Annotated in this window: 23 protein-coding genes, 1 tRNA gene and 2 pseudogenes; 11 read left to right on the top strand and 15 right to left on the bottom strand. The window is 63.1% G+C overall.

The window, feature by feature from the left end; genetic code table 11:
* Positions 1-16 precede the first annotated feature (16 nt).
* Together ACR64R_RS10425 and ACR64R_RS10420 are read right to left on the bottom strand one after the other, a co-directional pair.
* Positions 17-616, bottom strand: coding sequence for a DedA family protein (locus tag ACR64R_RS10425; RefSeq protein ID WP_487361545.1), 600 nt, complete (start codon positions 614-616; stop codon positions 17-19).
* Positions 613-1,176 carry a DUF1003 domain-containing protein gene (locus tag ACR64R_RS10420; protein WP_487361544.1) on the bottom strand — a complete coding sequence of 188 codons (564 nt, stop codon included), beginning with the start codon at positions 1,174-1,176 and terminating at the stop codon, positions 613-615. Before ACR64R_RS10420 ends, ACR64R_RS10425 begins: the two co-directional genes overlap by 4 nt.
* Before the next feature lie 91 nt (positions 1,177-1,267).
* Between ACR64R_RS10420 and ACR64R_RS10415 the strand changes: the two genes are divergently transcribed.
* The 3 genes from ACR64R_RS10415 to ACR64R_RS10405 all read left to right on the top strand — a co-directional run bounded on the left by ACR64R_RS10415 (position 1,268) and on the right by ACR64R_RS10405 (position 4,272).
* Entirely contained in the window at positions 1,268-1,981 is a 714-nt protein-coding gene (locus ACR64R_RS10415; protein ID WP_487361543.1) for a DNA-3-methyladenine glycosylase I, read from the top strand.
* A 166-nt stretch (positions 1,982-2,147) separates the two neighbouring features.
* Complete coding sequence (locus tag ACR64R_RS10410) at positions 2,148-3,827, top strand: NAD+ synthase (RefSeq protein ID WP_487361542.1); 1,680 nt, start codon at positions 2,148-2,150, stop codon at positions 3,825-3,827.
* A gap of 31 nt (positions 3,828-3,858) precedes the next feature.
* A complete protein-coding gene (locus ACR64R_RS10405) occupies positions 3,859-4,272 on the top strand; it encodes a GNAT family N-acetyltransferase (RefSeq protein WP_487361541.1) in 414 nt (137 codons plus the stop codon).
* A gap of 128 nt (positions 4,273-4,400) precedes the next feature.
* Here ACR64R_RS10405 and ACR64R_RS10400 read toward each other — a convergent pair whose 3' ends face one another.
* The 4 genes from ACR64R_RS10400 to ACR64R_RS10385 all read right to left on the bottom strand — a co-directional run bounded on the left by ACR64R_RS10400 (position 4,401) and on the right by ACR64R_RS10385 (position 7,494).
* Positions 4,401-4,889 carry an NUDIX hydrolase gene (locus ACR64R_RS10400; protein WP_487361540.1) on the bottom strand — a complete coding sequence of 163 codons (489 nt, stop codon included), beginning with the start codon at positions 4,887-4,889 and terminating at the stop codon, positions 4,401-4,403.
* A 218-nt stretch (positions 4,890-5,107) separates the two neighbouring features.
* The gene (gene gpt / locus ACR64R_RS10395; RefSeq protein ID WP_487361539.1) at positions 5,108-5,608 is read right to left on the bottom strand and encodes a xanthine phosphoribosyltransferase; all 501 of its coding nucleotides are present in this window, start codon (positions 5,606-5,608) and stop codon (positions 5,108-5,110) included.
* A gap of 222 nt (positions 5,609-5,830) precedes the next feature.
* The gene (locus ACR64R_RS10390) at positions 5,831-6,664 is read right to left on the bottom strand and encodes a universal stress protein (protein ID WP_487361538.1); all 834 of its coding nucleotides are present in this window, start codon (positions 6,662-6,664) and stop codon (positions 5,831-5,833) included.
* 89 nt (positions 6,665-6,753) lie between these two features.
* On the bottom strand, positions 6,754-7,494 hold the full coding sequence (locus ACR64R_RS10385; RefSeq protein ID WP_487361537.1) for a competence/damage-inducible protein A: 741 nt from the start codon (positions 7,492-7,494) through the stop codon (positions 6,754-6,756).
* A gap of 130 nt (positions 7,495-7,624) precedes the next feature.
* On the opposite strand from ACR64R_RS10385, the gene ACR64R_RS10380 reads away from it, so the two are divergent.
* Positions 7,625-8,599, top strand: coding sequence for an alpha/beta fold hydrolase (locus tag ACR64R_RS10380; RefSeq protein WP_487361536.1), 975 nt, complete (start codon positions 7,625-7,627; stop codon positions 8,597-8,599).
* A gap of 160 nt (positions 8,600-8,759) precedes the next feature.
* Here ACR64R_RS10380 and ACR64R_RS10375 read toward each other — a convergent pair whose 3' ends face one another.
* From ACR64R_RS10375 to ACR64R_RS10365, 3 genes are all read right to left on the bottom strand, one after another.
* Positions 8,760-8,999, bottom strand: coding sequence for a DUF2188 domain-containing protein (locus ACR64R_RS10375; protein ID WP_487361535.1), 240 nt, complete (start codon positions 8,997-8,999; stop codon positions 8,760-8,762).
* Between the two features lie 25 nt (positions 9,000-9,024).
* Positions 9,025-9,303, bottom strand: coding sequence for a DUF982 domain-containing protein (locus ACR64R_RS10370; RefSeq protein WP_487361534.1), 279 nt, complete (start codon positions 9,301-9,303; stop codon positions 9,025-9,027).
* Positions 9,304-9,389: 86 nt separating this feature from the next.
* On the bottom strand, positions 9,390-10,493 hold the full coding sequence (locus ACR64R_RS10365; protein ID WP_487361533.1) for an NADH:flavin oxidoreductase/NADH oxidase: 1,104 nt from the start codon (positions 10,491-10,493) through the stop codon (positions 9,390-9,392).
* A 151-nt stretch (positions 10,494-10,644) separates the two neighbouring features.
* On the opposite strand from ACR64R_RS10365, the gene ACR64R_RS10360 reads away from it, so the two are divergent.
* The gene (locus ACR64R_RS10360) at positions 10,645-11,223 is read left to right on the top strand and encodes an NUDIX domain-containing protein (protein ID WP_487361532.1); all 579 of its coding nucleotides are present in this window, start codon (positions 10,645-10,647) and stop codon (positions 11,221-11,223) included.
* A gap of 165 nt (positions 11,224-11,388) precedes the next feature.
* Here the strand turns inward: ACR64R_RS10360 and ACR64R_RS10355 are convergent.
* Positions 11,389-11,474, bottom strand: a tRNA-Leu gene (locus tag ACR64R_RS10355).
* A 193-nt stretch (positions 11,475-11,667) separates the two neighbouring features.
* Here ACR64R_RS10355 and ACR64R_RS10350 point away from each other — a divergent pair.
* Complete coding sequence (locus ACR64R_RS10350; RefSeq protein WP_487361531.1) at positions 11,668-11,895, top strand: hypothetical protein; 228 nt, start codon at positions 11,668-11,670, stop codon at positions 11,893-11,895.
* Between the two features lie 236 nt (positions 11,896-12,131).
* Here the strand turns inward: ACR64R_RS10350 and ACR64R_RS10345 are convergent, their stop codons facing one another.
* Positions 12,132-12,797, bottom strand: a complete 666-nt coding sequence (locus ACR64R_RS10345) for an outer membrane protein (RefSeq protein WP_487361530.1) — start codon at positions 12,795-12,797, stop codon at positions 12,132-12,134.
* Between the two features lie 158 nt (positions 12,798-12,955).
* Here ACR64R_RS10345 and ade point away from each other — a divergent pair.
* A pseudogene (ade, locus tag ACR64R_RS10340) lies at positions 12,956-14,774 on the top strand (adenine deaminase).
* Positions 14,775-14,780: 6 nt separating this feature from the next.
* Here the strand turns inward: ade and ACR64R_RS10335 are convergent.
* Together ACR64R_RS10335 and ACR64R_RS10330 are read right to left on the bottom strand one after the other, a co-directional pair.
* Positions 14,781-15,947 carry an alpha/beta hydrolase gene (locus ACR64R_RS10335; protein ID WP_487361529.1) on the bottom strand — a complete coding sequence of 389 codons (1,167 nt, stop codon included), beginning with the start codon at positions 15,945-15,947 and terminating at the stop codon, positions 14,781-14,783.
* 104 nt (positions 15,948-16,051) lie between these two features.
* Positions 16,052-17,107, bottom strand: coding sequence for an alpha/beta hydrolase (locus ACR64R_RS10330; RefSeq protein ID WP_487362411.1), 1,056 nt, complete (start codon positions 17,105-17,107; stop codon positions 16,052-16,054).
* 257 nt (positions 17,108-17,364) lie between these two features.
* Between ACR64R_RS10330 and ilvA the strand changes: the two genes are divergently transcribed.
* Together ilvA and ACR64R_RS10320 are read left to right on the top strand one after the other, a co-directional pair.
* Positions 17,365-18,621 carry a threonine ammonia-lyase IlvA gene (gene ilvA, locus ACR64R_RS10325; protein WP_487361528.1) on the top strand — a complete coding sequence of 419 codons (1,257 nt, stop codon included), beginning with the start codon at positions 17,365-17,367 and terminating at the stop codon, positions 18,619-18,621.
* Positions 18,618-19,179, top strand: a pseudogene (locus tag ACR64R_RS10320) (DUF1697 domain-containing protein). Before ilvA ends, ACR64R_RS10320 begins: the two are co-directional and overlap by 4 nt.
* A gap of 10 nt (positions 19,180-19,189) precedes the next feature.
* Here the strand turns inward: ACR64R_RS10320 and ACR64R_RS10315 are convergent.
* Both ACR64R_RS10315 and gloA read right to left on the bottom strand, forming a co-directional pair.
* Positions 19,190-19,477: a DUF2218 domain-containing protein gene (locus tag ACR64R_RS10315; RefSeq protein ID WP_487362410.1), complete on the bottom strand. Its 288-nt coding sequence runs from the start codon at positions 19,475-19,477 to the stop codon at positions 19,190-19,192.
* 119 nt (positions 19,478-19,596) lie between these two features.
* Entirely contained in the window at positions 19,597-20,037 is a 441-nt protein-coding gene (gene gloA / locus ACR64R_RS10310; RefSeq protein WP_487361527.1) for a lactoylglutathione lyase, read from the bottom strand.
* Between the two features lie 260 nt (positions 20,038-20,297).
* On the opposite strand from gloA, the gene ACR64R_RS10305 reads away from it, so the two are divergent.
* Both ACR64R_RS10305 and ACR64R_RS10300 read left to right on the top strand, forming a co-directional pair.
* Positions 20,298-20,891, top strand: coding sequence for a cold-shock protein (locus ACR64R_RS10305; RefSeq protein ID WP_487361526.1), 594 nt, complete (start codon positions 20,298-20,300; stop codon positions 20,889-20,891).
* 111 nt (positions 20,892-21,002) lie between these two features.
* Positions 21,003-21,497, top strand: coding sequence for a DUF192 domain-containing protein (locus ACR64R_RS10300; RefSeq protein WP_487361525.1), 495 nt, complete (start codon positions 21,003-21,005; stop codon positions 21,495-21,497).

Below are 21,497 nucleotides of genomic sequence, written 5' to 3'. Positions count from 1 at the left end.
CTAACTGCGCTCGGAATCAGGATTCCCCCCGACCTTCCCTGGCGCGTTCCCGACTGGCGATGTAGTGGCCGACCAGCCAGGCAATGATTGCCACGACGACGCCGACGGCAAGGGCAATGAGCAGGCGCTGGTGCCGTTCGAACGCCTGGCCCACGATGCGTTCCGCGCCCAGGCCGAAGACATAGCCGATGCCGCTGAACACGGCCGCCCAGGCCGCTGAAGAGATGGCATTCAAGATGACGAAACGCGCGACGGACACCGTCGACAGGCCCGCGGCGATGCCGCCGACCAAGCGCATGCCGTAGATATAACGGTTGGTCAGCACGAAAATGTTGGGATGGGTGTTGAGCAGGTGGTAAGCGCGGCTGAAGCCGGGCCGCCCGCGCAGCCTTCTCACATAGCGATGCTCGGCGAAGCCGCGTCCGAGGGTGAAGAAGCACGTGTCGCCCATAAAGGCGCCGAGGAAGGCGGCGAGCAAAGTCTGCCACAAAACGAAGACATGCTGATGAGCAAAGAAGCCGCCGAGGATCGCTGCGCTTTCGCCTTCGGCCACGCAGCCCAGGAAGACCGCGATCAGCCCGTATTGCTCGATGAGGTGGTGGATGGTCTCGCTCATTCTGCTGCGGGCCGCGTCGACAGCTTCTCGTCGATGCGTCTGATCTGTTCGGCCATGCGCAGGATTTCGTCCCGCAGGCCGATGATCTCGCTATGGCGCAGCTCGTCGAGCTTTTCATGCAAGGCCATGATCTCGATCTCGGCCTTCAGATTGACCTCGTAGTCATGGGCGGCGTCGATGCGGTCGCGCTCGGTTTGGCGATTCTGCGACATCATGATCACCGGCGCCTGGATCGCCGCGACCATCGACAGCACGAGGTTGAGGAAGATGAAGGGGTAGGGGTCGAAGGCATCACGCGTGAGCAGCCAGGCATTGCCGGCGGTCCACACCGCAAGAAAGCCCAGGAAAGCGAGGATGAAGGACCAGGAACCGCCGATCCTGGCGATGCTGTCGGCGATGCGGTCGCCATAGGTCTCGTGAGAAGCCACCGCCTTGTTGGTGTCGCGCGTGATGGTGGTGCGCTCGAGCGTCGACTGCAGCACGCGGCTTTCCAGCGGACCGAAACCTCCCGGCTTGCGCTTGAGCAGGCGGTTGGCCATGTCCTCGACGATCTTGTTCATTTGTCCTCTCCTTGGGCAGAGCGTCGATAGAGGTAGAGGCTGCCGGGCAGAACGTGAAGTGATAGATTGCTCCGAACAGGCGAGGACAACGATGCTCGATTTCAAGCAAATCCACGCGCGGGCTGCGAAGCGCAAGGGTGGGGAGGCCGTGCTGGCGCCGCTTCTTGGGCCCGCCCCCGACAATGACGCGGTGGCGAAAATTCCCGACGACCGCATTCTCTCCACCATGGCCGAGCGTATTTTCGCCGCCGGATTCGTCTGGCGGGTCATCGAACAGAAATGGCCTGGTTTCGAGGAAGCGTTCCTCGGCTTCGAGCCGAAGCGGCTTTTGTTCCAGCCTGACGACTTCTGGCACGAACTGACATCCGACAGCCGCATCGTTCGCAATCCGCAGAAGATCAAGTCGGTGCGCGACAACGCCGCTTTCGTCGATCGCGTCTCGAAGGAGCATGGAAGCTTCGGCAAATTCATCGCCTCCTGGCCGGCGGACGACCAGGTCGGCCTGACCGCCTATCTCGCCAAGCATGGCAGCCGGCTCGGCGGCAACACCGGTCAGTATTTCCTGCGCTGGCTGGAATGGGACACGTTTGTCGTTTCCCCCGACATGGCGGCGGCGTTGCGCGACGCCGGCCTCGATATCGCCGAGAACCCGACCTCGAAGCGGGACCTCGACAAGATCCAGGCGCAGATCAACCAATGGTCGGCCGAGAGCGGCCTGCCGCGGCGCCACATCTCGCGCATCCTGGCGATGTCGATCGGCGAGAACCGCTCGGCGGAGGCGTTGCGCGAATATATGGGCGACTAGCACCGAGACCGCCGATCCACGACCGATCGGGATACGATCCGCGATCGATCACGAACATGATCGGCTGTGCCGATCAGTCAGGATGCGATCGACATCTGTCGATCGATCCTATTTGGCACAAGTGATCGCCATTGCCCGGCGATTTCAGCCACGCTAAATCCGTGCCATGACCAAGACCGCTCCCGATATCCTGCGCATCGCCATCGCCCAGCTCAACCCGACCGTAGGCGATGTCGCCGGCAATCTGGCAAAAGCGCGGGAGGCGAGGGCCGATGCTGCGCGCCAGGGCGCAGATCTGGTGCTCTATACCGAGCTCTTCCTGGCCGGCTATCCACCGGAAGACCTGGTGCTCAAGCCTTCGTTCCTGAAGGCTTGCGAGAAGGCTGCGGAGGATTTCGCAAAGGACACGGCCGACGGCGGACCCGGCGTCATCATCGGCACGCCGCTGAAGCGCAAGACTGGCACGCATAATTCCATCGTCTTCGCCGACGGCGGCAAGATCATCGCTGAGCGCTACAAGCTCGATCTGCCGAATTATGGCGAGTTCGACGAGAAGCGTGTCTTCCAGCCCGGACCTGAACTGCAGGGGCCGGTCAATTTCCGCGGCGTGCGCATCGGCATTCCAATCTGCGAGGATATCTGGGGCGACATCGCGGTCTGCGAGACGCTGGCCGAAAGCGGCGCCGAGATCCTTCTGGTGCCGAACGGCTCGCCCTACTACCGCGCCAAGATCGACGTCCGCCACCAGGTCGTGATCAGGCAGGTCATCGAAACCGGCTTGCCTATGATCTATGCCAACCAGCTCGGCGGGCAGGACGAGCTGATCTTCGACGGCGCTTCGTTCGCCATCGGCGCCGATAAGACGCTTGCCTTCCAGATGAGCCAGTTCGAGGACGCGCTCGATGTCACCACCTGGAAGAGAAAGGGGGAGACCTGGGTCTGCTCGGAAGGCCCGATGTCGAAGATCCCCGATCGCGAGGAGGCCGATTACCGCGCCTGCATGCTCGGCCTGCGCGATTACGTCAACAAGAACGGTTTCAAGAACGTGGTGCTCGGCCTTTCCGGCGGTGTCGATTCCGCGATCTGCGCGGCTTTGGCTGTCGACGCGCTCGGCGAGGAGCGGTTGCGCGCCGTCATGATGCCCTACCGCTATACGTCGAAGGATTCTCTGAAGGATGCCGAGGATTGCGCCAGGGCGCTCGGCTGCCGCTACGACATCGTGCCGATCTTCGAGCCGGTCGAAGGCTTCAAGCACGCGCTCACCCAGCTCTTCGAGGGGACCCAGGAAGGCATCACCGAAGAGAACCTGCAAAGCCGCGCGCGCGGCACCATCCTGATGGCGATCTCCAACAAGTTCGGTTCCATGGTCGTCACCACCGGCAACAAGAGCGAGATGTCGGTCGGCTACGCCACGCTTTACGGCGACATGAATGGCGGCTTCAATCCGATCAAGGACCTCTACAAGATGCAGGTCTACGCGCTGTCGCGCTGGCGCAACAGCCATGTGCCGCCCGGCGCGCTCGGGCCCTCCGGCGAGGTCATCCCGAAGAACATCATCGACAAGGCGCCGTCAGCGGAACTGCGCGAAAACCAGACCGACCAGGATTCGCTGCCGCCCTATCCTGTGTTGGACGACATTCTCGAATGCCTGGTCGAGAACGAGATGAGCGTTGAGGACATCGTCGCGCGCGGCCACGACCGGGCGACGGTGACGCGCGTCGAACATCTGCTCTACATCGCCGAATACAAGCGCCGGCAGGCGGCGCCCGGCGTGAAGATCACCAGGAAGAATTTCGGCCGCGACCGCCGTTATCCGATCACCAACCGCTTCCGTGATCGGGGTTAGCCTCGACGGCGAGATGGCGGCAGCGCGGCACATGCAAGATGTTGAAATCAGTTTCGAGCTGTCGCGGATCGATTTCCGGGCGACCTCGGATCAGATCATGCAAAGCTATTGGGGTTCGTCGCGAACCGACGAAATGAACCGCCGCGCCTTCGCCAATTCGCTTTGCGTCGGCGCCTATCTTCACGGCAGGCAGGTCGGTTTCGCCCGCGCGATCACCGACTACACGGTCTTCGCCTATTTCGCCGACGTCATTATCTGGCCGGAGCACCGCGGGCAGGGAATCGGCAAAAGGCTTGTCCAGGCGCTGATCGAACACCCAGAGGTCGCGTCGGTGACGCATTGGAGCCTGTCGACCAATGATGCCCACAGCCTCTACGAGAAGTTCGGATTCGAGGCATCGACCGACGGGCGCTATATGCGGCTGGATCGCGGGCCGACAGCCTGAAAGCTCGCTAGGAGCTCAACGGAACGGCATTGAACGCGGCCATCATCGGTCCGTTCATGACCGATCCAGCACCGATCGCGGCTGGGCCGGTCGGCAATTGCTGCGAGCCCTTCGACCGTGCCTGACGATCAGCCGAATCTGTGCAAAGCGGCGCAGAAGCCATCGATGATCTGGCTAAGGTCGGGCTCATTGACCATTTGGACGGCTTCGATGGCGCCAAACCACTTGCGCGTTCGCGCGCGCTTCTCTTTCCAGCGATCCGCGACTCGGTCGACATGCAGGGGAAAGACCAGCACCTCGCAGGGCACTTCCTCGCCGGAGCCAAGGACCTTGGCATAGAAGTAGCGGCCGGCTTCAAGATGCGAGACGGTGCCGCGCAATCCGGCTTCCTCCCCGGCCTCGCGGGCGGCCGCCTCGCAAAGCGGTTCCCGGGCTTCCGGCCAACCCTTCGGCAGAACCCAACGCCCGGTGTCGCGGCTGGTGATCAACATGATCTCGATGCCGTTCTCGCCTTCACGCCAAGGCAAGGCGGCAACCTGCAGGCGACAAGGCGCCGTGCCGAAGAGTCGCCGGACCCTTTCAGCCATTTGATTGTGCGTTGTCGGCCTCGTCAACATGAGAAGAAGCCCCCAGAATCATTTGCCACCTTACGAGGTTACGGCGAATTGTGGGCTTTAAAAGTAAAAAACTTCACCCTGTCGGGAAATGACACCAGAAAAGGTCGGACTTACAAAGTAGTTGTGCTCATCGGCACGACTACACGGTGCGCCTTCGAGGCGTGTTCTCTGGTAGATATCAGGCGCTCAGCCAGGTGATCGTCTGCGTTCGCTGCTGTTCAACCGGCATGATCGTCGGCGATCGGCTTCTGGTAAGTGAAACCCATGTCCCACGGAAAATAGATCCATGTATCCTGGCTGACCTCGGTGACGAATGTGTCGACCAGCGGCCGCCCCTTCGGCTTGGCATAGACGGTCGCAAAATGCGCCTTCGGCATCATGGCTCGCACGATGGCGGCCGTCTTGCCGGTGTCCGTCAGATCGTCGATGATCAGCACGCCGGAGCCGTCATCGGCAAGCAGCGAAGGCGAAATCTCCTTCAGGACCTGCAACTGACCCTGGCTGGTGTAGTCATGGTAGGAGGCGACGCAAACCGTCTCGATGACGCGGATGCCGAGCTCGCGCGCAATGATGGCTGCCGGCACCAGTCCGCCGCGGGTGATACATACGATCGCTTTCCATTGTCCTTTGCTGGCGCCGGAAAGCCGCCAGGAAAGCGCGCGGGCGTCGCGATGGAACTGGTCCCAGGAGACGGGAAAGGCTTTTTCGGGAAGGGACATGGTTCGCGCACTCCGCAAGGCGCGCCATGGCGCGCAAATTCGGTGGAATGCAGGCGGAATTAGCCGGAAAGCGCCAGGCTTGGCAAGGGCGGGAGCAGGCGATCGCTGTGGACTTGGGCGCCGCGCTCAAACGAATTTCGACCTATGCCCTTCGGGTTTGGTGGCGCCGGCGTGACGGCGCCAGCTCAACCCGGAACAGCGTCCCCCTTACGGCCGGCATGCTCAACGCGACAGGAAAGCAGCCACGTTCGTGGTTCGCAAAACGGTGCGGGTGACGCCGCCGAACAAGAGCTGGCGCAGCCAGGAATGGCTGTAGGCGCCCAGCACCAGAAGATCGGCGCCGGACTCCGTTATCCTGGCTTGGATGATATCATCGACCGAGGTGCCGTCCGATCTCTGCACGCAAACGCTGACATTGGCGCCATGGCGCGACAAAGCCGCGGCGATCTGGGCGCCGGCCGCTTCAGGAGTTTCGTCCGGCGTCTCGGGCGGGTCGATGACGAGAATGTCCGTCTTGTCGGCCTCGGCGATGAAAGGCAGGGCGTCGAAAGCCGCGCGAGCCGCTTCCTTGCTGCCGTTCCAGGCAAGGAGCACACGTCTGAAGGTGGTTATCAGCGGTCCGGCGTTGGGTACGACCAGAACTGGCCGGCCGGCATCGTAGACCAGTGTGTCGACATCGGCGCTCGGGTCGCCGGCGGCGTCGCGTTGCGCGGCGATAACCAGATCGGCTGCACGCACGCTCGATATGCCGCTCAGCGCGCTATCGCCGGAGAAGCTTTCCAGGCTTCGCCAATCGAAAGACAGGCCGGACTCTTCGACCCGTTTCAGAAAATACGCCTGCAGCTTGTCGGCGCGCTCCTTGTTCATCTCGGCCGAGACCTGCAGGAACTCTGCATCCGGGAAGCCGGTGGCCGATGTGTAAGGGACGGGAAGCGCCTCGGCATGGATGCCGACGAGGTGGCTTTCGAATCTCTCGGCAAGCGGAACGGCGCAATCGAGAACGCGCTCGGCGTCCTGTTCGTTCTGCAAGATGGCGACGATTGTCTTGAAGCGCATGACGTCCCTCAAATCTGCCGGCCCGGCAACGCCTTGGCCCTCAACAGGCTAGCCCAGAAACGTCAGTAAACCCAATCGGGTTCCGCAGGTCAGCCTGCCTTGGCGAAGCCCGCCACCATCGCCTCGACGTCCTTGCGCGCGGCCTCGAGCGCTTCCTCGCTTCGGGCGCGGACGACGAGCTCGGTCCAGAACTTGCCGTCGCCATATTTGGGGTAGGAGCCGATGATGGTGTCGGGATGCGCTTTCTGTATGTCGGCCAGCGGCCCGCCGATCAAACCCTCGCCAAACGGGCAGTGTACCGTGGCCGACAGCATCTTGGTGCCAGCCTTGAGCGTCGGCACGACATTGTCGAGCATGGCCTGGAAGATCGATGGCACGCCAGCCATGACATGGACGTTACCGATGCGAAAGCCGGGCGCGACCGAGACCGGGTTGTCGATGAGGTCGGCGCCGCGCGGCATGCGGGCCATGCGCTTGCGCGCTTCCGTGAATTCGATGCCGCGCTGGGCGTAACTTGCTTCGAGCAACGCATAGGCCTTGGCGTCGTATTCGCAAGCCACGCCGAAGGCCTTCGCCACCGAGTCGGCTGTGATGTCGTCATGCGTGGGGCCGATGCCGCCGGTGGTGAAGACGTAGCTATAGCGGGCGCGCACGGCATTCACCGCAGCGACGATCTCGTCCTCCTCGTCGGGGACGATGCGCACTTCCTTCAGGTCGATGCCGATCGCCGTCATGATGTCGGCGAGATGTCCGATGTTCTTGTCCTTGGTGCGGCCGGAGAGAATCTCGTCGCCGATGACGAGCATGGCGGCGGTGACGATTTCAGGCATGGCGGGCTCCGGCGCAAGAAGGTCGCCTGAGATAACGCGGCCTGAGGCCGGCCGCAATGCGAAAGCCGGATACGCGCTTGTGGCGGCGGTCGTGGTGGATATGGTGCGGTCGGTCGGACCGGGGTGAAAGATGCTGATATCGATTGTCTGGTGGCTGCTCGCCGCCTTGCTCGTCGTGGCAGTGCTCGTCCTGCTCGCGCTGATGCTCGCGACCTGGAGGATCGCGGCGAAGGCCGAAAGGCTGGTGCCGGCCTGCGGAAAGTTCGTCGAGATCGACGGCAACCGCATCCACTATGTCGAGGAAGGCGAGGGACGTCCGATCATCTTCTTGCACGGGTTGGGCGCCCAACTGCACCATTTCCGGCAGACGCTGTTCGGACTTTTCGGCGCCGGCAATAGGCTGGTCGCGCTCGACCGGCCGGGCTCAGGCTATTCGGTTCGTGCAAACGGCGCCACCGGCGGGCTGTCCGAACAGGCCGACGTCGTGCGGCGTTTCATCGAGGAACTGCGCCTGGAACGACCATTGATCGTCGGCCATTCGCTCGGCGGCGCCATCGCGCTTGCGCTTGCGGTCGAGCATCCGACGGCCATTGCCGGCATCGCGCTGCTCTCCCCGTTGACGCATCTGAAAGCCAGGACGCGTCAGCAATTTGACTTGCTCTATGTTCCCTCACGCCTGCTGCGGCGCCTTCTGGCCTTTACGGTGGCGATCCCACTTAGCCTTCGCTACGCACAGCCGACGCTGAGGTTCATCTTCGCGCCGCAAGCGGTTCCCCCGGATTACATGGTCGCCGGCGGGGGATGGCTCGGCTTGCGCCCGTCCCATTATTTCGCCACATCGACAGATGTCGTGGCTGTGGAACAGGATCTTGGCCGGATCGAAAAGCGCTACCGCGAAATAGCGATGCCGGCAGGCATTCTGTTCGGCACCGACGACCGGGTCATCGGCGAGGCCGTCCACGGCGAGCCGATGCTGCACAAGATCAGCGGTCTCGACTTCGAACGGGTCGAAGGCCTGGGTCACATGCCGCAATTCGTCCAAGCCGAGCGGGTCGTTGCCTTCATCCGGCGCATCGCCGCCCGCGCCTTGGTGGGCGTGAAGTGAGTTTCGGCGACCTTTGCGCGGACTGGGGAAGGATCGAGCCTCCGCCGCCTCGCAGTCGCCGAGCCTAACCGCTACGCAATCTTACTGGAATTGCTCTGGGCACCCACCAGCGGCCCGCATGAAGGCTCGGGCATCGTCGGTCGCGGGTGCGCAAAAAAAATCAGTCGGAGACTTCGGTCTGAGGGCGGTCGCGGCCGTCGGCGAGTTCGTCGTGCCACTTTCCTTCGGCGTCCTCGTATTGGATACCGTCGGTGGTGCCTGCAACCTGCTGCTCGGACGCGGCGATTTCGGCGGCGCGCAGCGCCTCCTGGTGCGTGGGGAAAGTCTCGGAAAACGTCGAGCCGACCTTGTAGGCCCAGCCACCATCATGCTCGACGATCTTGTAAGTCAGCTTCGCCATGAAATCCTCCAGTTAATTAGCCTGCTCAGTGCAGCTTTCCGTCGGGCAACCTGTCTTCGGGAACCAGTACTTCAGATTCCCTGGCCGCCTCGACAAGGGCGCGGCGTGCGTCCGCTGTCGAACGATATCCTTCCAGGGCCTTGAGGCAAGTGTCCAGAGCATCACGATGGCGCTCGCCGCGATTGAGCGGCCAAACAGTCATCAGGCACTCTGCGGCCTCGCGGGTGCTGCTTATCTGGCGATATTTGCCGACATGGCCGAGCTCGACCACCACGGGCTTTTCAAAGGGTTTGCTGTCTATCATGGCCGCCAACGTAAAGCGGCCAATTTGGTTTCAGTTGTGGCAAGGGGACTGCGCCCAAACGTCTCAGGCTCCCTGATACCTCCCGCTCAGCCGGCGGCTTTCATCCAATGTCGCATCGTCGTCACCGAACGCGCCAACTGCGGTGCGGGATGGATTTCCTCGCCCAAGGTCGCCGCCGCGCGCCAGCCCCAGCGCGGATCGGCCAGGAAAGCGCGCGCCAGCGCCACCATGTCGGCCCGACCATCGGCGACGATCGCCTCGGCCTGGCCCGGGTTGTCGATCAGTCCCACGGCGCGCGTCGGAATGCCGGCGCCCTTGCGCACCGCTTCCGCCAGATGCACCTGGTACCCGGGCCCAGGCGGCACCTGCTGCAAGGGCGAGTTGCCGCCGCTGGAGCAGCATAGATAGGCGACGCCCTCTGCCTTCAGCGCCTTGGCCACCTTGATCGCGTCCTCGACGTCGAAACCGCCGTCGACCCATTCCTTCACCGAAAGGCGCGCGCCAAGCATCATTGTCGGGGCGGCTTTCTTCACCGCCCTTGCGATTTCGAGCAGGAAGCGCATGCGGTTCTCAAGCGAGCCGCCCCACCGATCGGTGCGCTGGTTGGAAAGCGGCGAAAGGAACTGGAAGATCAGATAGCCATGCGCGGCGTGCAACTCGGCGAAGTCGAAGCCCGCGCGCTCGGCGCGCGCCGCCGACTGCGCGAAACGGGCGATGAGCTGCAGGATCTCATCATCCTCCAGCGCATGCGGCACATTCCAGCCCGTGTCATAGGCGATGGCCGAGGCCGAAACCGTCTGCCAGGGATCTTCGCCGGGCTGCAAAGGACCGCCGCCCTCCCAGGGTCTGCGGTTTGAGGCCTTGCGGCCGGCATGGGCAAGCTGGACGCCGAACTTCGTGCCGGGCGCGGCGACGCGCCTGGCAGCGTCGAGAGTGCGCTTAGCGGCCGCTTCGTTATCGTCCGAATAGAGGCCGAGACAGCCATGCGAGATGCGCCCGCGCCGCTCGACATCGGTCATCTCTACAGTGACCATGCCGGCGCCCGACATCGCCAGGTTCATCCAGTGATAGAGATGCCAGTCGCTGGCGGAGCCGTCCTCGGCCGAATACTGGCACATGGGAGCCACCGCGATGCGGTTGGGGAAGGTGAGGCCGCCGAGGGTGATCGGCTGGAAAAGCGATGACGTCATGAAAGGGCTCCTGGAGAGATACCGCTATCTAGGCAGTCGCGGCGCTTCGCGCCAGACACGAGCCGGTGAAACCGGCGCTGGACCAGTGGGTTTCCAGGATTGCGCGTGTCGCCCTTCGCCGCTACCCATTGCCGCCAACACGGAGGCCGTCATGGAAGATCGCGTTCGCATCCGTTCGGAAGAGGTCCTTTCGGACGACTGGGCAGTGCTGAAGAAGACAGTGCTCGACTATCGGCGCCGTGACGGGCGGTGGGAGACGCAGGTCCGCCAGACCTATGACCGCGGCGACGGCGCGGTGATCCTGCCGTTCGATCCGCGTCGCTCGACCGTGCTCCTGGTGCGGCAGTTCCGCTTCCCGGCTTACGCCGTGGGCCACCGCGAGCCGCTGATCGAGGCCTGCGCCGGGCTGCTGGACGAAAACGACCCCGAAACCGCCATTCGCAAGGAGGCGGAAGAAGAACTTGGTTACCGCTTGAAGGATGTCGAGCGGCTGTTCGCGCCGTTCATGAGCCCGGGCAGCGTGACGGAACGGCTCTGGTTCTTCACCGCGCGCTATTCACCGGCCGACCGCATTTCCGACGGCGGCGGCGCGCCCGAGGAGGGCGAGGATATCGAGGTTCTGGAAATACCCTTGGACGAGGCGCTGGCCGCAATCGCCGACGGCCGCATCGTCGACGCCAAGACGATCATCCTGATCCAGCACCTGAAGCTCAATCCGATCAAGGCATGAGCCAACGAACTCCTCTGCGCCGAGAAAGCGGCGAAAGTCTTTGTGGTTTCTCCTGGCGGCTGGCGCAATTGCGAAGCGATGCGCAGGCGCGCGGCTGGCCGTTCAGGCCTGCGATGGTTCTTCCCTCGTCCAGCCGTCCGGGGCCGAGCCCGAAACCCGGAGAGGTGGTGCGGACGACGGGAATCGAACCCGTACGATCAGAGATCGAGGGATTTTAAGTCCCTTGCGTCTACCAATTCCGCCACGTCCGCAGGCGTGCCCTTTTCAGACGCCTGATATGAGCCGTCAAGCGATGTTTCGGACCGGGCGCAGTTTGCGCGGGCCGCCGGCACCCGCCAACGATGCCAATGCAACATTAGTAATACTTAAAATGAGAGTTTCTCCAGACCGATCTCATTAGCGTTTGTCTGCGACTATCAGTCTGGCTTTTGATGGTGAAAGACCATGCGCGGGGCGGGCTGGATTAGAGGACTGCGGGAGACGGAGGCGCGGCAACTGCGATGTGAGATCGATCTGCTCGAGCGGGGTCTTATCGAGGCCGCCAATTCGAAGGCCAAATGGAACCTGCACGAGGTGGCGCACACGCTGCGTTGGCAAAAAGCCCGGCTTCGGCGGCTGGAGGAGTGCCTGGCGGCCATGCCGAGGAGAAGGACGATTCCTGGCGGATACTGACCCTCGCCGGCCCGTCGGCATGTGTCGCCGCGTCCGGCTCCACCAGGGTAGGGCGGCGCGAGCGCGGAATGACGGCTCGCCGCGTCATCTCTGGAGTCCTTACGCGGCGCAATGATCCGCCGAGACCGACGTCCGTCAGGCTCCTACCCATTCCCCAGCCCTTCTGGGCGCCGGCCGGCCGACTTAAGATACATGGCACAAGATGGGCTTCAGCTTTGGCGCGGGGGTCGCAAGTTTCAGAATTTATAGCTGAAATTCACGCCGAGCGTCTGCAGCTTCACGTCCTGGTCGCGCTCGGTGAAGGTGTCCGAAGCATCGAAGTGCTCCTTGCCGAAATCGTAGTAGCGGTACTGCGCGCCGACGACGACATTGTTGGTCAACGCGTAGTCGACGCCGGCGCCGAGCGTCCAACCGGTGCTGGCGCGGGTGCGAGCATAGCTCGTGGCTGCCACCTGCGAGGTTTCGATGCCGGCGAAAGCGACGCCGCCAATGCCGTAGATCAGCAGGCGATCCACCGCGTAACCGGCCTTGGCGTTGACCGATCCGAACCACTTGACGTCGGTACCGAACGTGTTTGCCGGGCCGGCGTCGGCGGTACCGTCGATCGAGGCATAGTTGAGGTCGGCCTCGGCGCCGAGCACGGCCTGATCGAACTGCCAAAGCCCGGCAACATGACCGCCGACGAAACCGCCGTCGATGTCGGGCTTCGCCGAAAACGGACCGCCATCGTTGCCTGTGATGTCGGACCGGCCCCAGCCGTAGCCGGCCTGCATGCCTGCATAGTAGCCGGTCCAGTCGAACCCCGGCGCCGTCATCGGCACGTCCGCGCCCAGATCGGCCGCCCAGGCAGACCCGGGCAGCAAGGCAAGAAACACGGCACTGGCAAGCGTCAGTCGACGCATCGAGCGCTCCGAAATGGCGGTTCCGAATACTCCGCCGCACACACTAGTCCCATTCGGCGTGAAACGGAATTGCATCTGTGCAACAGTGGTTTACGACCTGACGCACTGGCTACGGCGAGCGACATTTGCCAAAGTGGCCCATGTAGAGGACTCAGCCGATGACGAACGCCAAGCCGACAAGCGCCGCAAAACCGAAGCTGTGGACAGAGGTCGCGACGCATCTCGTCGATGTCGCGATGGGACGCAGGCCGGCCGACCTGGTCATACGCAACGGGCGCTGGGTGAATGTCCATTCGGGCGAGATCATTCCTGGCACGGACATCGCGATCGCCGCCGGCCGCTTCGCCTATTGCGGGCCAAATGCCAGCCACGCCATCGGACAGGGGACAAAGGTCGTCGACGCCGGCGGGCGATACCTTGTGCCTGGGCTTTGCGACGCGCATATGCATGTCGAAAGCGGCATGGTGACGGTGACGGAGTTCTGCCGCGCGGTGATCCCCCACGGCACCACCTCGATGTTCATCGATCCGCACGAGATCGCCAATGTGCTTGGGCTACCGGGTGTGCGGCTGATGCATGACGAAGCCGTTGCCATGCCGATCAACGTGCATGTGCAGATGCCCTCCTGCGTGCCGTCTGCGCCGGGGCTGGAGCATGCCGGCGCCGAGTTGACGGTCGCCGATGTGGCCGAGGCGATGACCTGGGAAAACATCATCGGGCTCGGCGAGGTGATGAATTTCCCGGGCGTGGCCGCCAACGATCCGGTGATGTCGGGCGAGATCGCCGAGACGGTCAAGGCCGGCAAGACTGTCGGCGGCCACTATGCCTCGCCCGATCTCGGCCTGCCGTTCCACGGCTACGTCGCCGGCGGGGCGGAGGACGACCATGAAGGCACGCGAGCCGACGACGCGATAGCCCGAGTGCGCCAGGGCATGAAGGCGATGCTGAGGCTGGGGTCGGCCTGGTATGACGTCGCGGCGCAGATCAAGGCGGTGACCGAAGGCGGCATCGACCCGCGCAACTTCATCCTTTGCACCGACGACAGCCATTCCGGCACGCTCGTGCATGAAGGCCATATGGACCGGGTGGTGCGGCATGCCATCAGCCAGGGGCTGAAGCCGGTGACGGCGATCCAGATGGCGACGCTCAACACCGCGCAGCACTTCAGGCTGGAACGCGAGATCGGCTCCATCGCGCCTGGCCGGCTGGCCGACCTGCTGATCGTCTCCGATCTCGCCCAAATGACCATCGACGAGGTCTATGGCCGCGGCACAAGGCTGGCCAGGGCCGGCAAGCTCGAGATCGACATTCCAGCCTATGACTATCCGCAATCGGCGAAGAACACCGTCAAGCTCGGCAAGAAGCTCAAGGCCGTGGATTTCGATATCGCCGCTCCGCAAGGCGCCAACGAGGTGCGGGCGCGGGTGATCGGCGTGATCGAGAACCAGGCGCCGACGCGGGCGCTGGAGGCTGACCTCCCCGTCGAGGACGGGCTCGTCGCAATGGACCGGCGCAACGACATCTGCCAGATCGCCCTGGTCGAGCGCCATCGCGGCACCGGCGGCGTCACCAATGCCTTCGTGTCCGGTTTCGGCTATGTGGAAGACTGCGCGATGGCGTCCAGCGTGGCGCATGACGCGCACCACATCATCGTCGTCGGCACCAACAAGGAAGACATGGCTTTGGCCGTCAACCGGCTGAGCGAGGTGGGCGGTGGCGTGGTGCTCTATTCCAAGGGCGTGGAGCTTGCGCTTGTCGAGATGCCGATCGCCGGCCTGATGTCCGACGAACGCGCCGAGATCGTCGCGGCGAAGGCCGAGCAATTGACCGAGGCCATGCGCAAGGTCGGCTGCTCGCTCAACAACGCCTATATGCAGCACTCGCTGCTGGCGCTGGTGGTCATTCCGGAGCTAAGGACTCTCGGATGTCGGCCTGGTGGATGTGACCACGTTTCAAAAGGTCGACCTCTTTATCTAGCGCAAGTCATCCGCCGGTCGCGATGGTCAGCACCTTGAACGGCGTGGTGATGACCACTTCGGCGACCGAACCGACCGCCTGGCCGAGGCCCTGGCCGATATTGTTGAGCTGCGTCGGGTCGGGCTCGTCCGAAGCGAGGCCGGCCGGCGTGCGCAGCCGGTTGCCCAGCAGTTGCACCAGGATCGGGTTGTCGGCGAACTTGGCGTGGTTCAGTCCGCCGTCGCCGCCCTTGGTCCGGGTAAGGTCGACAACCGTCACCCCATAGTTTGCGAGATCGGCCGCGTTGCCGTAGTCACCTACGCGCGGCTTGTCGCCGGAGATGAAGCTTGAAAGCTTCAGCGCCCGGTCGTCGCCTGAAAGCAGGATCGCAAAGGGTTTGTCCGGCTTGCCGTAGCGGATCATTTGCTTCTTGAAGACATCGACGTCGATATCGGGCGAAGCGAGGATGACGTAGCCGAGCTTGCCGCCGAGATCCCGGTCGCCGGTAATGGCGAGCTGACGCAGCGCCTCCATCGTCAGCCAGGTTCCCATGGAATGGGCGATGATATCGATGCTTTTCACCCGCGTCTTGGCGAGCATGCGCAGTGTCGCTTCGAGGTCGTCGCGCGCCGCGTTGGCGCTGTCCTTGTCGTAGATGTAGCCGGTCGCCTTGGCGCTCGACGCCCATGAGAACAGCACCGGCGTGCCAGGGTAGTTGGTGTCATGCGCGATCTGCGTCAGCCGGTAGATGCCGTCGTCGAAACCGTTGTTGAAGCCGTGCACGAACACCAGGGCGCGTCCGCCGCGCATGGAGATGTCGGCACCGACCGCCTTGGCGAATTGCTGCGCGTCGCCATAGTGGAGAACGTCAGTGGCCGTGAACTGCTTGGCGGGGTTGGAGTCGGCCGAGCCCTTGGCGCGTTCGATCGCGCCGACCTGGTGGAGCTTCGGAACGGTGACATCGACGCGGGCATAGCTGGTCGTCAGCGAGCGATCACCGTCGAACACCTGGCGTGGGTCCTTGGTCGCCTGCCGGCGGGTCGTGGCGACGAAAATCTCGTGACTGGCGGCGATGTCGGAGGCGGGCGCCGCGACCACCTTGCGGTTGAGAAGGTCATGCGCGCCCTGGCCAGCGCAGCCACTGATGGCGAGCCCAATGGCAAGGCCGAGCACAATCCTAACACGCACGATCACCTGGAGCCCCCAAGGGTGGCAAACCTCTCGGCTATTCCGATAAGGCCAGAGGGCTGCCGGGTCCAGTTCAAAGTCAATGCGACGCGGAAACCGCGCGGATGCGGTTACTGCGTCGCCAGTTGGCTGATGCGGTCGGTGACGTCGCGATCGCTGGCAAAGCCATCGTCCTCGCGCAGACGCTGGCCGATCATCTTCACCAGCTCGGGGTTGTCGGCGAACTTGGTGTGATTGAAGCTGTCGCTGCCCTTGACCTTGGAAAGGTCGACCACCGTGACGCCATAGGAGGCGAGGTCGGCGGCATCCCTGTAGTCACCGACGCGCGGCCGCGAGCCGGCGATCAGCCCGGAAAGCCTCAGCGCCCGGTCATCATCCGACAGGAGCAGGATGAAGGGCTTGTCAGGTTTGCCGTAGCGGCGCATCTGGCTCTTGAAGACGTCTACGTCGATGTCGGGCGAGGCAAGCACCACATCGCCCAGTTTGCCGCTGAGATCGCGGTCGCCGGTGATGGCGAGCTGGCGCAGCGTCTCCATCGTCACCCAGGTTCCCATCGAATGGGCGACGATATCGATGCGCCGGGCGCCGGTCTGCGCCAGCATCCTCAGCGTCACTTCCAACTGGTCGCGGGCGGCAGCGGCGCTTTCCTTGTCATAGACATAGTCGGTCGTCTTGGCCCCCGAAGCCCAGGAGAACAGCACCGGCGTGCCCGGATAGCCGGAATCATGGACGATCTGGGTCAGCCGGTAGACGGCATCGTCGAAGCCGGTGTTGTAACCGTGGACGAAGACCATCACGCGGCCGCCGCGGGCGGCGATGTCGGCATTGAGAGCGCTGGCGAATTTCGGCTGCGTGTCGTAGCCGACAACTTCGGAGGCCATGAAGTACTTGGTCGGGTCGTCCGACTTGCCGCGCGAACGGCGCTCGATCTGGCCTGCCTGGTGAACGGGCGGAACAGTGACGCTGACACGGGCATAATTCAACGTCGCCGAGCGTTCGCCGTCAAAAATCTTGTTGGGGTCGCTGGACGGCTTACGGGTGGTGGCGATGAAGATCGAATGGTTGCCCGCGATTTCGGTCGCCTGGGTCGGTACGACGACGCTGCCCAGGATTTCCTGTGTTTGATGACCCGCGCAGCCTGCCGTAAGCAGCGCAAGGGCAATGATCAAGATCGTCTTCAACCGCACGTCGACACTTCCACTTGCACTTCCACCCCGGCCGAGATTGGCCGTCCACCTCCGCGAACCCTCCCGGACAGGCGAAGTGCGGCCAAAGTAAGTCGTATACAGCGGAAATCCGCTTCGCGCCGGGCGACCGTCACCGCAGTGTTGCGCGAAAGCCAAAACGGCGTCAGGAAGGTTTTCCGCGCGGACCATTGGCTTTCCCGGCGCGGGTAGCCGGTGTCAAAAGAGAGGGACTTGTGGTGAACAGCTTTTCCGCCCGCGTTGCCGTGGCCGCCGAGGCGATCCGCGGAATCTTTCCGGAAACGCCGCTGCAGGAAAACGACTATCTGTCGAAGAAGACCGGAGCCCGCATCCTTTTGAAGCGCGAGGACCTGACGCCGGTGCGCTCCTACAAGATCAGGGGTGCCTTCAACTTCTTCCGCAAGGCGCTTGCCGCCGGCAACAATGCGGAACTGTTCGTCTGCGCCTCGGCCGGCAATCATGCGCAGGGCTTTGCCTTCGTCTGCCGCCATTTTGCCAAGCGAGGCGTCGTATTCATGCCGGTGACGACGCCGCAGCAGAAGATCGACAAGACGCGGCTGTTCGGCGGCGATTTCGTCGAGATCAGGTTGTTCGGCGACTTTTTCGACGATTGCTACCGCGCCGCCATCGAATTCACCGAAAACGCCGGCGCGCATATGGTGCCGCCCTTCGACCACAAGGACATCATCGAGGGGCAGGCGACGGTTGCCTATGAGATCGCGGCCCAGATGCCGGGCGGGCGCGTGCCGGACATCGTCATGCTGCCCGTGGGCGGCGGCGGCCTCGCCGCCGGGGTGACCCACTATTTCGCAGACCAGCATCGAGAACCGCGCTTCGTGTTCTGCGAGCCAGCGGGTGCGCCGAGCCTCGCCGAGAGCCTTGCCGGCGGCAAGCGGGTCAAGCTCGCCAAGGTCGACAATTTCGTCGACGGCGCCGCGGTAGCCGAGATCGGCCGCGAGCCGCTGCGCCACCTCAAGGACTTCCCCGCCGACGCCGTGCGGCTGGTTCCGGAGAACCGGCTCTGCGCCACCATGATCGAGATGCTCAATGTCGAGGGCGTCGTGCTGGAGCCGGCCGGCGCGCTGGCGATCGACGCGCTCAAGGATTTTTCGCGCAAGGAGATCAGGGGCAAGACCATCGTCGCTGTCGTCTCCGGCGGCAATTTCGACTTCGAGCGGCTACCGGACGTGAAGGAGCGGGCGTTGCGATTCGAGGGGCTCAAGAAGTATTTCATCATCCGCTTCCCGCAGCGGCCGGGCGCGCTTCGGGATTTCCTGGAAATGCTCGGTCCCGACGACGACATCGCCCGCTTCGAGTACCTGAAGAAGTCGGCGCGCAATTTTGGCTCGGTGCTGATCGGCATCGAGACCAAGGACCGGCGCAATTTCGACCTGCTGAAGGCCAATTTCGACGCCGAAGGCGTCCAGTATCAGGACATCACCGACAACGAGACGCTGGCGGGGTTCATCATTTGAGCGCAAAACAAAACATGGTCTTCGTCGCTCTGTTTTCCGGCGTCAATGTCGGCGGCAACCGGATCGTCAAGATGGCGGAGCTCAGAATCCTTCTTCGAAAGCCTCGGCTTCGCCGATGTCTCGACCTATGTGCAGAGCGGCAACGTCGTGTTCCGGGCGAAGAAGCAGGACGCGCTTGCGCTGGCCAGCGAGCTGGAAGCGGAATTCGAGAAGAAGTGGGGCTTCAGTTCGCGCATCATGGTGCGCGACGCCAGCTGGTTGGAGCGGCTGGTGAAGGACAACCCCTATCCCGAGGTCACCGGCGAGCCGACCAAGCTTCATGCCTATGCGCTGGAGCGCGAGCCGACGCAGGAGCAGGCGCAGCGGCTCGCCGACAAATGCACCGGCCCGGAACGCTTCCAGATCAAGAACGACGTGCTTTACCTCCACGCGCCGGACGGGCTTGGCAAATCCGTATTCGCGAACCTCATCCCGCGTACGCTGAAAGTGCCGGGCACGGCGCGCAACTGGCGCAGCGTGCTGGCATTGCTCGAAATGGCCGGCAAGGCCGGCACCTGATCGCCCAGTTTCAGGCGGCCTTTTTCCAGTCGAAAGCCAATTCCTCACGGAAGGCGAAGCGCTTGATGTGGTCGGCAACCACCGTCTCCAGCCGTCCCAGCGAAGCCTCGTCATCGGCAGCCAAGGTGACATGCAGCACATGATCGTCGGCGTCCATCACGGTGCGACCGATCGAAAGCTGGATGGCGCCGTGCCGTGGGTCGAACTCAACCGGGAATTTGTGCGACCAGTGCTTGCAGAGCTGCTGCAGGTAGCGGCTGGCATGTTCTGTGGGGATATCGGCGCGGCTTGTCGGCATGAAATTCTCCAGCGGATGAATAAACGCCAGCTTGGATGAGGCTGGCGTCAATTCCCGATAGATAGGCAAGGTCTGGCGAAACGCCACCGGCCGTAGCTCAAATCGGCTCTGATCGCCGCTTACCAGACACCGGTGTTGGGCATCGAGGCCCATGGTTCTGCCTTTGCCTTGGCAGGGCCCTTCTGCAGGAGCTCGATCGAGATGCCGTCCGGCGAGCGGATGAAGGCCATGTTGCCGTCGCGCGGCGGACGGTTGATGGTCACGCCATTGTCCATCAGCTTCTGGCAGGTGGCGTAGATGTCGTCGACCTCATAGGCTAGGTGGCCGAAATTGCGGCCGCCCTTGTAGTCCTCCGGGTCCCAATTGTAGGTCAGTTCGACCAGCGGCGCCTTTTCATCGATGCCGCGCTGCTCGTCTTCGGGCGCTGCGAGGAAGATCAGCGTGTAGCGCCCCTGCTGGTTTTCATAGCGGCGCACTTCCTTCAGGCCGAGCTTGTTGCAGTAGAAATCGAGCGACTGGTCGATATCGGCGACGCGGACCATTGTGTGCAGATAGCGCATGGCGGCTTCCTCGGAGTGTTGGGGTTGCGGGGCAACATAGGGGCCACCCGGCGAAAGGGCAATCGCCCGACAATAAGGGCTGCGCCGTCAATTTCGCACCTTTCCATTCGGCTTCCGGAAGCCCCGGCAAACAACATTTCAGGCTTTCCGGTGCTGAACGGTGAAAAAAGGCACGTCAGCCCTTGCACACCCCGGAAGCCGCAGTGTTATTCTCTTGGCAAGAATCAGCAGCGGTGCAGTTTGAAAAGGGGGGCATTCTTATGGGGGAAAAAGCCTCTTTCACGAGGCGGGACGGAAGCCTTGACGACGCCTTGAAGCGAGACAATGGCGGCGACTCCGCCGAGCTTGTCGAAATCGCCGGCGCTATCAAATGGTTCGACGTGGCCAAGGGCTACGGGTTCATTCTCCCCGACGACGGTGTCTCGGGCGATATTCTCCTCCATGTGACTTGTCTTCGAAGGGACGGCTTCCAGACGGCGCTCGAAGGCGCGCGTGTCGTTTGCCTGGTGAAACAGGGCGAGCGCGGGCTGCAGGCTTTCCGGGTCCTTTCCATGGATGCCTCGACGGCTGTCCATCCGGCAGAACAGGAACAGCGCACCCACGTTACCGTCAATCCGGAAAGCGGTCTCGAGCGAGCCTTGGTCAAGTGGTTCAACCGCACCAAGGGGTTCGGTTTCCTGACGAGGGGCGAGGGGACGGAAGACATCTTCGTCCATATGGAGACGCTGCGGCGCTACGGCATAACCGAGCTCAGGCCAGGCCAGGTCGTGCTCGTCCGCTTCGGACGCGGCGACAAAGGCCTCATGGCCGCCGAAATCCATCCCGATATGGGTACCTTGTCGATCTCACACTAGTCTTTCCCGGTTAGGTCGCGATGGCCTTGCCCCGGGGGGCAAATCTCCTCCGAAAACCTGTTCCACTTGTACGGATGATGGTCTAGGACGAGGCTCTGGACGAGGTACTCCATGGCTCATCGCAATTGGCTGACTGCGGGCGCGCTCTGTGCCGCGATCATCTTCACTGCCTATTTCAGCGCTTTGAAGCCGGGGCTGGCGGATGCGATGCTGCTGCCCATCGATCGGACGCCGCTCGTGGTGTCGACCGGCTCGGGCGACCGTTCCTTCTCCATCGAGATCGCCGATACTTCCGCCGAACGCGAGGCCGGATTGATGTTTCGCCAGACGATGGCCGACGACCACGGCATGTTGTTCGTCTTCGAAAGAACCGCAGAGGTCGAATTCTGGATGAAAAACACGCCTATGGCGCTCGACCTCGTCTTTGTCGGCGAGGACGGCAGGATCAAAGCCATTAGGCGCGGCGAGCCCGAATCCGAAGCGATCATCTCGCCGGGACAGCCCGTGCGCTTTGTGCTCGAGTTGAAGGCAGGCACGGCCTCCAGGGACGGCATCAAGGAAGGCGATCTTCTGCGCCATCCGGCGATCGGCTCCAGTTCCAACTGA

Source organism: Mesorhizobium sp. MC2-1-1 (assembly GCF_057597255.1).
This window is presented reverse-complemented; position numbering and strand designations above follow the sequence as displayed.

Bases quoted from the DNA above. Each gene is read 5' to 3' on its own strand.
- ACR64R_RS10425 (WP_487361545.1), bottom strand. From the start codon at position 616: ATGAGCGAGACCATCCACCACCTCATCGAGCAATACGGGCTGATCGCG.
- ACR64R_RS10420 (WP_487361544.1), bottom strand. From the start codon at position 1,176: ATGAACAAGATCGTCGAGGACATGGCCAACCGCCTGCTCAAGCGCAAG.
- ACR64R_RS10415 (WP_487361543.1), top strand. From the start codon at position 1,268: ATGCTCGATTTCAAGCAAATCCACGCGCGGGCTGCGAAGCGCAAGGGT.
- ACR64R_RS10410 (WP_487361542.1), top strand. From the start codon at position 2,148: ATGACCAAGACCGCTCCCGATATCCTGCGCATCGCCATCGCCCAGCTC.
- ACR64R_RS10405 (WP_487361541.1), top strand. From the start codon at position 3,859: ATGCAAGATGTTGAAATCAGTTTCGAGCTGTCGCGGATCGATTTCCGG.
- ACR64R_RS10400 (WP_487361540.1), bottom strand. From the start codon at position 4,889: ATGTTGACGAGGCCGACAACGCACAATCAAATGGCTGAAAGGGTCCGG.
- gpt (WP_487361539.1), bottom strand. From the start codon at position 5,608: ATGTCCCTTCCCGAAAAAGCCTTTCCCGTCTCCTGGGACCAGTTCCAT.
- ACR64R_RS10390 (WP_487361538.1), bottom strand. From the start codon at position 6,664: ATGCGCTTCAAGACAATCGTCGCCATCTTGCAGAACGAACAGGACGCC.
- ACR64R_RS10385 (WP_487361537.1), bottom strand. From the start codon at position 7,494: ATGCCTGAAATCGTCACCGCCGCCATGCTCGTCATCGGCGACGAGATT.
- ACR64R_RS10380 (WP_487361536.1), top strand. From the start codon at position 7,625: ATGCTGATATCGATTGTCTGGTGGCTGCTCGCCGCCTTGCTCGTCGTG.
- ACR64R_RS10375 (WP_487361535.1), bottom strand. From the start codon at position 8,999: ATGGCGAAGCTGACTTACAAGATCGTCGAGCATGATGGTGGCTGGGCC.
- ACR64R_RS10370 (WP_487361534.1), bottom strand. From the start codon at position 9,303: ATGATAGACAGCAAACCCTTTGAAAAGCCCGTGGTGGTCGAGCTCGGC.
- ACR64R_RS10365 (WP_487361533.1), bottom strand. From the start codon at position 10,493: ATGACGTCATCGCTTTTCCAGCCGATCACCCTCGGCGGCCTCACCTTC.
- ACR64R_RS10360 (WP_487361532.1), top strand. From the start codon at position 10,645: ATGGAAGATCGCGTTCGCATCCGTTCGGAAGAGGTCCTTTCGGACGAC.
- ACR64R_RS10350 (WP_487361531.1), top strand. From the start codon at position 11,668: ATGCGCGGGGCGGGCTGGATTAGAGGACTGCGGGAGACGGAGGCGCGG.
- ACR64R_RS10345 (WP_487361530.1), bottom strand. From the start codon at position 12,797: ATGCGTCGACTGACGCTTGCCAGTGCCGTGTTTCTTGCCTTGCTGCCC.
- ACR64R_RS10315 (WP_487362410.1), bottom strand. From the start codon at position 19,477: ATGCCGACAAGCCGCGCCGATATCCCCACAGAACATGCCAGCCGCTAC.
- gloA (WP_487361527.1), bottom strand. From the start codon at position 20,037: ATGCGCTATCTGCACACAATGGTCCGCGTCGCCGATATCGACCAGTCG.
- ACR64R_RS10305 (WP_487361526.1), top strand. From the start codon at position 20,298: ATGGGGGAAAAAGCCTCTTTCACGAGGCGGGACGGAAGCCTTGACGAC.
- ACR64R_RS10300 (WP_487361525.1), top strand. From the start codon at position 21,003: ATGGCTCATCGCAATTGGCTGACTGCGGGCGCGCTCTGTGCCGCGATC.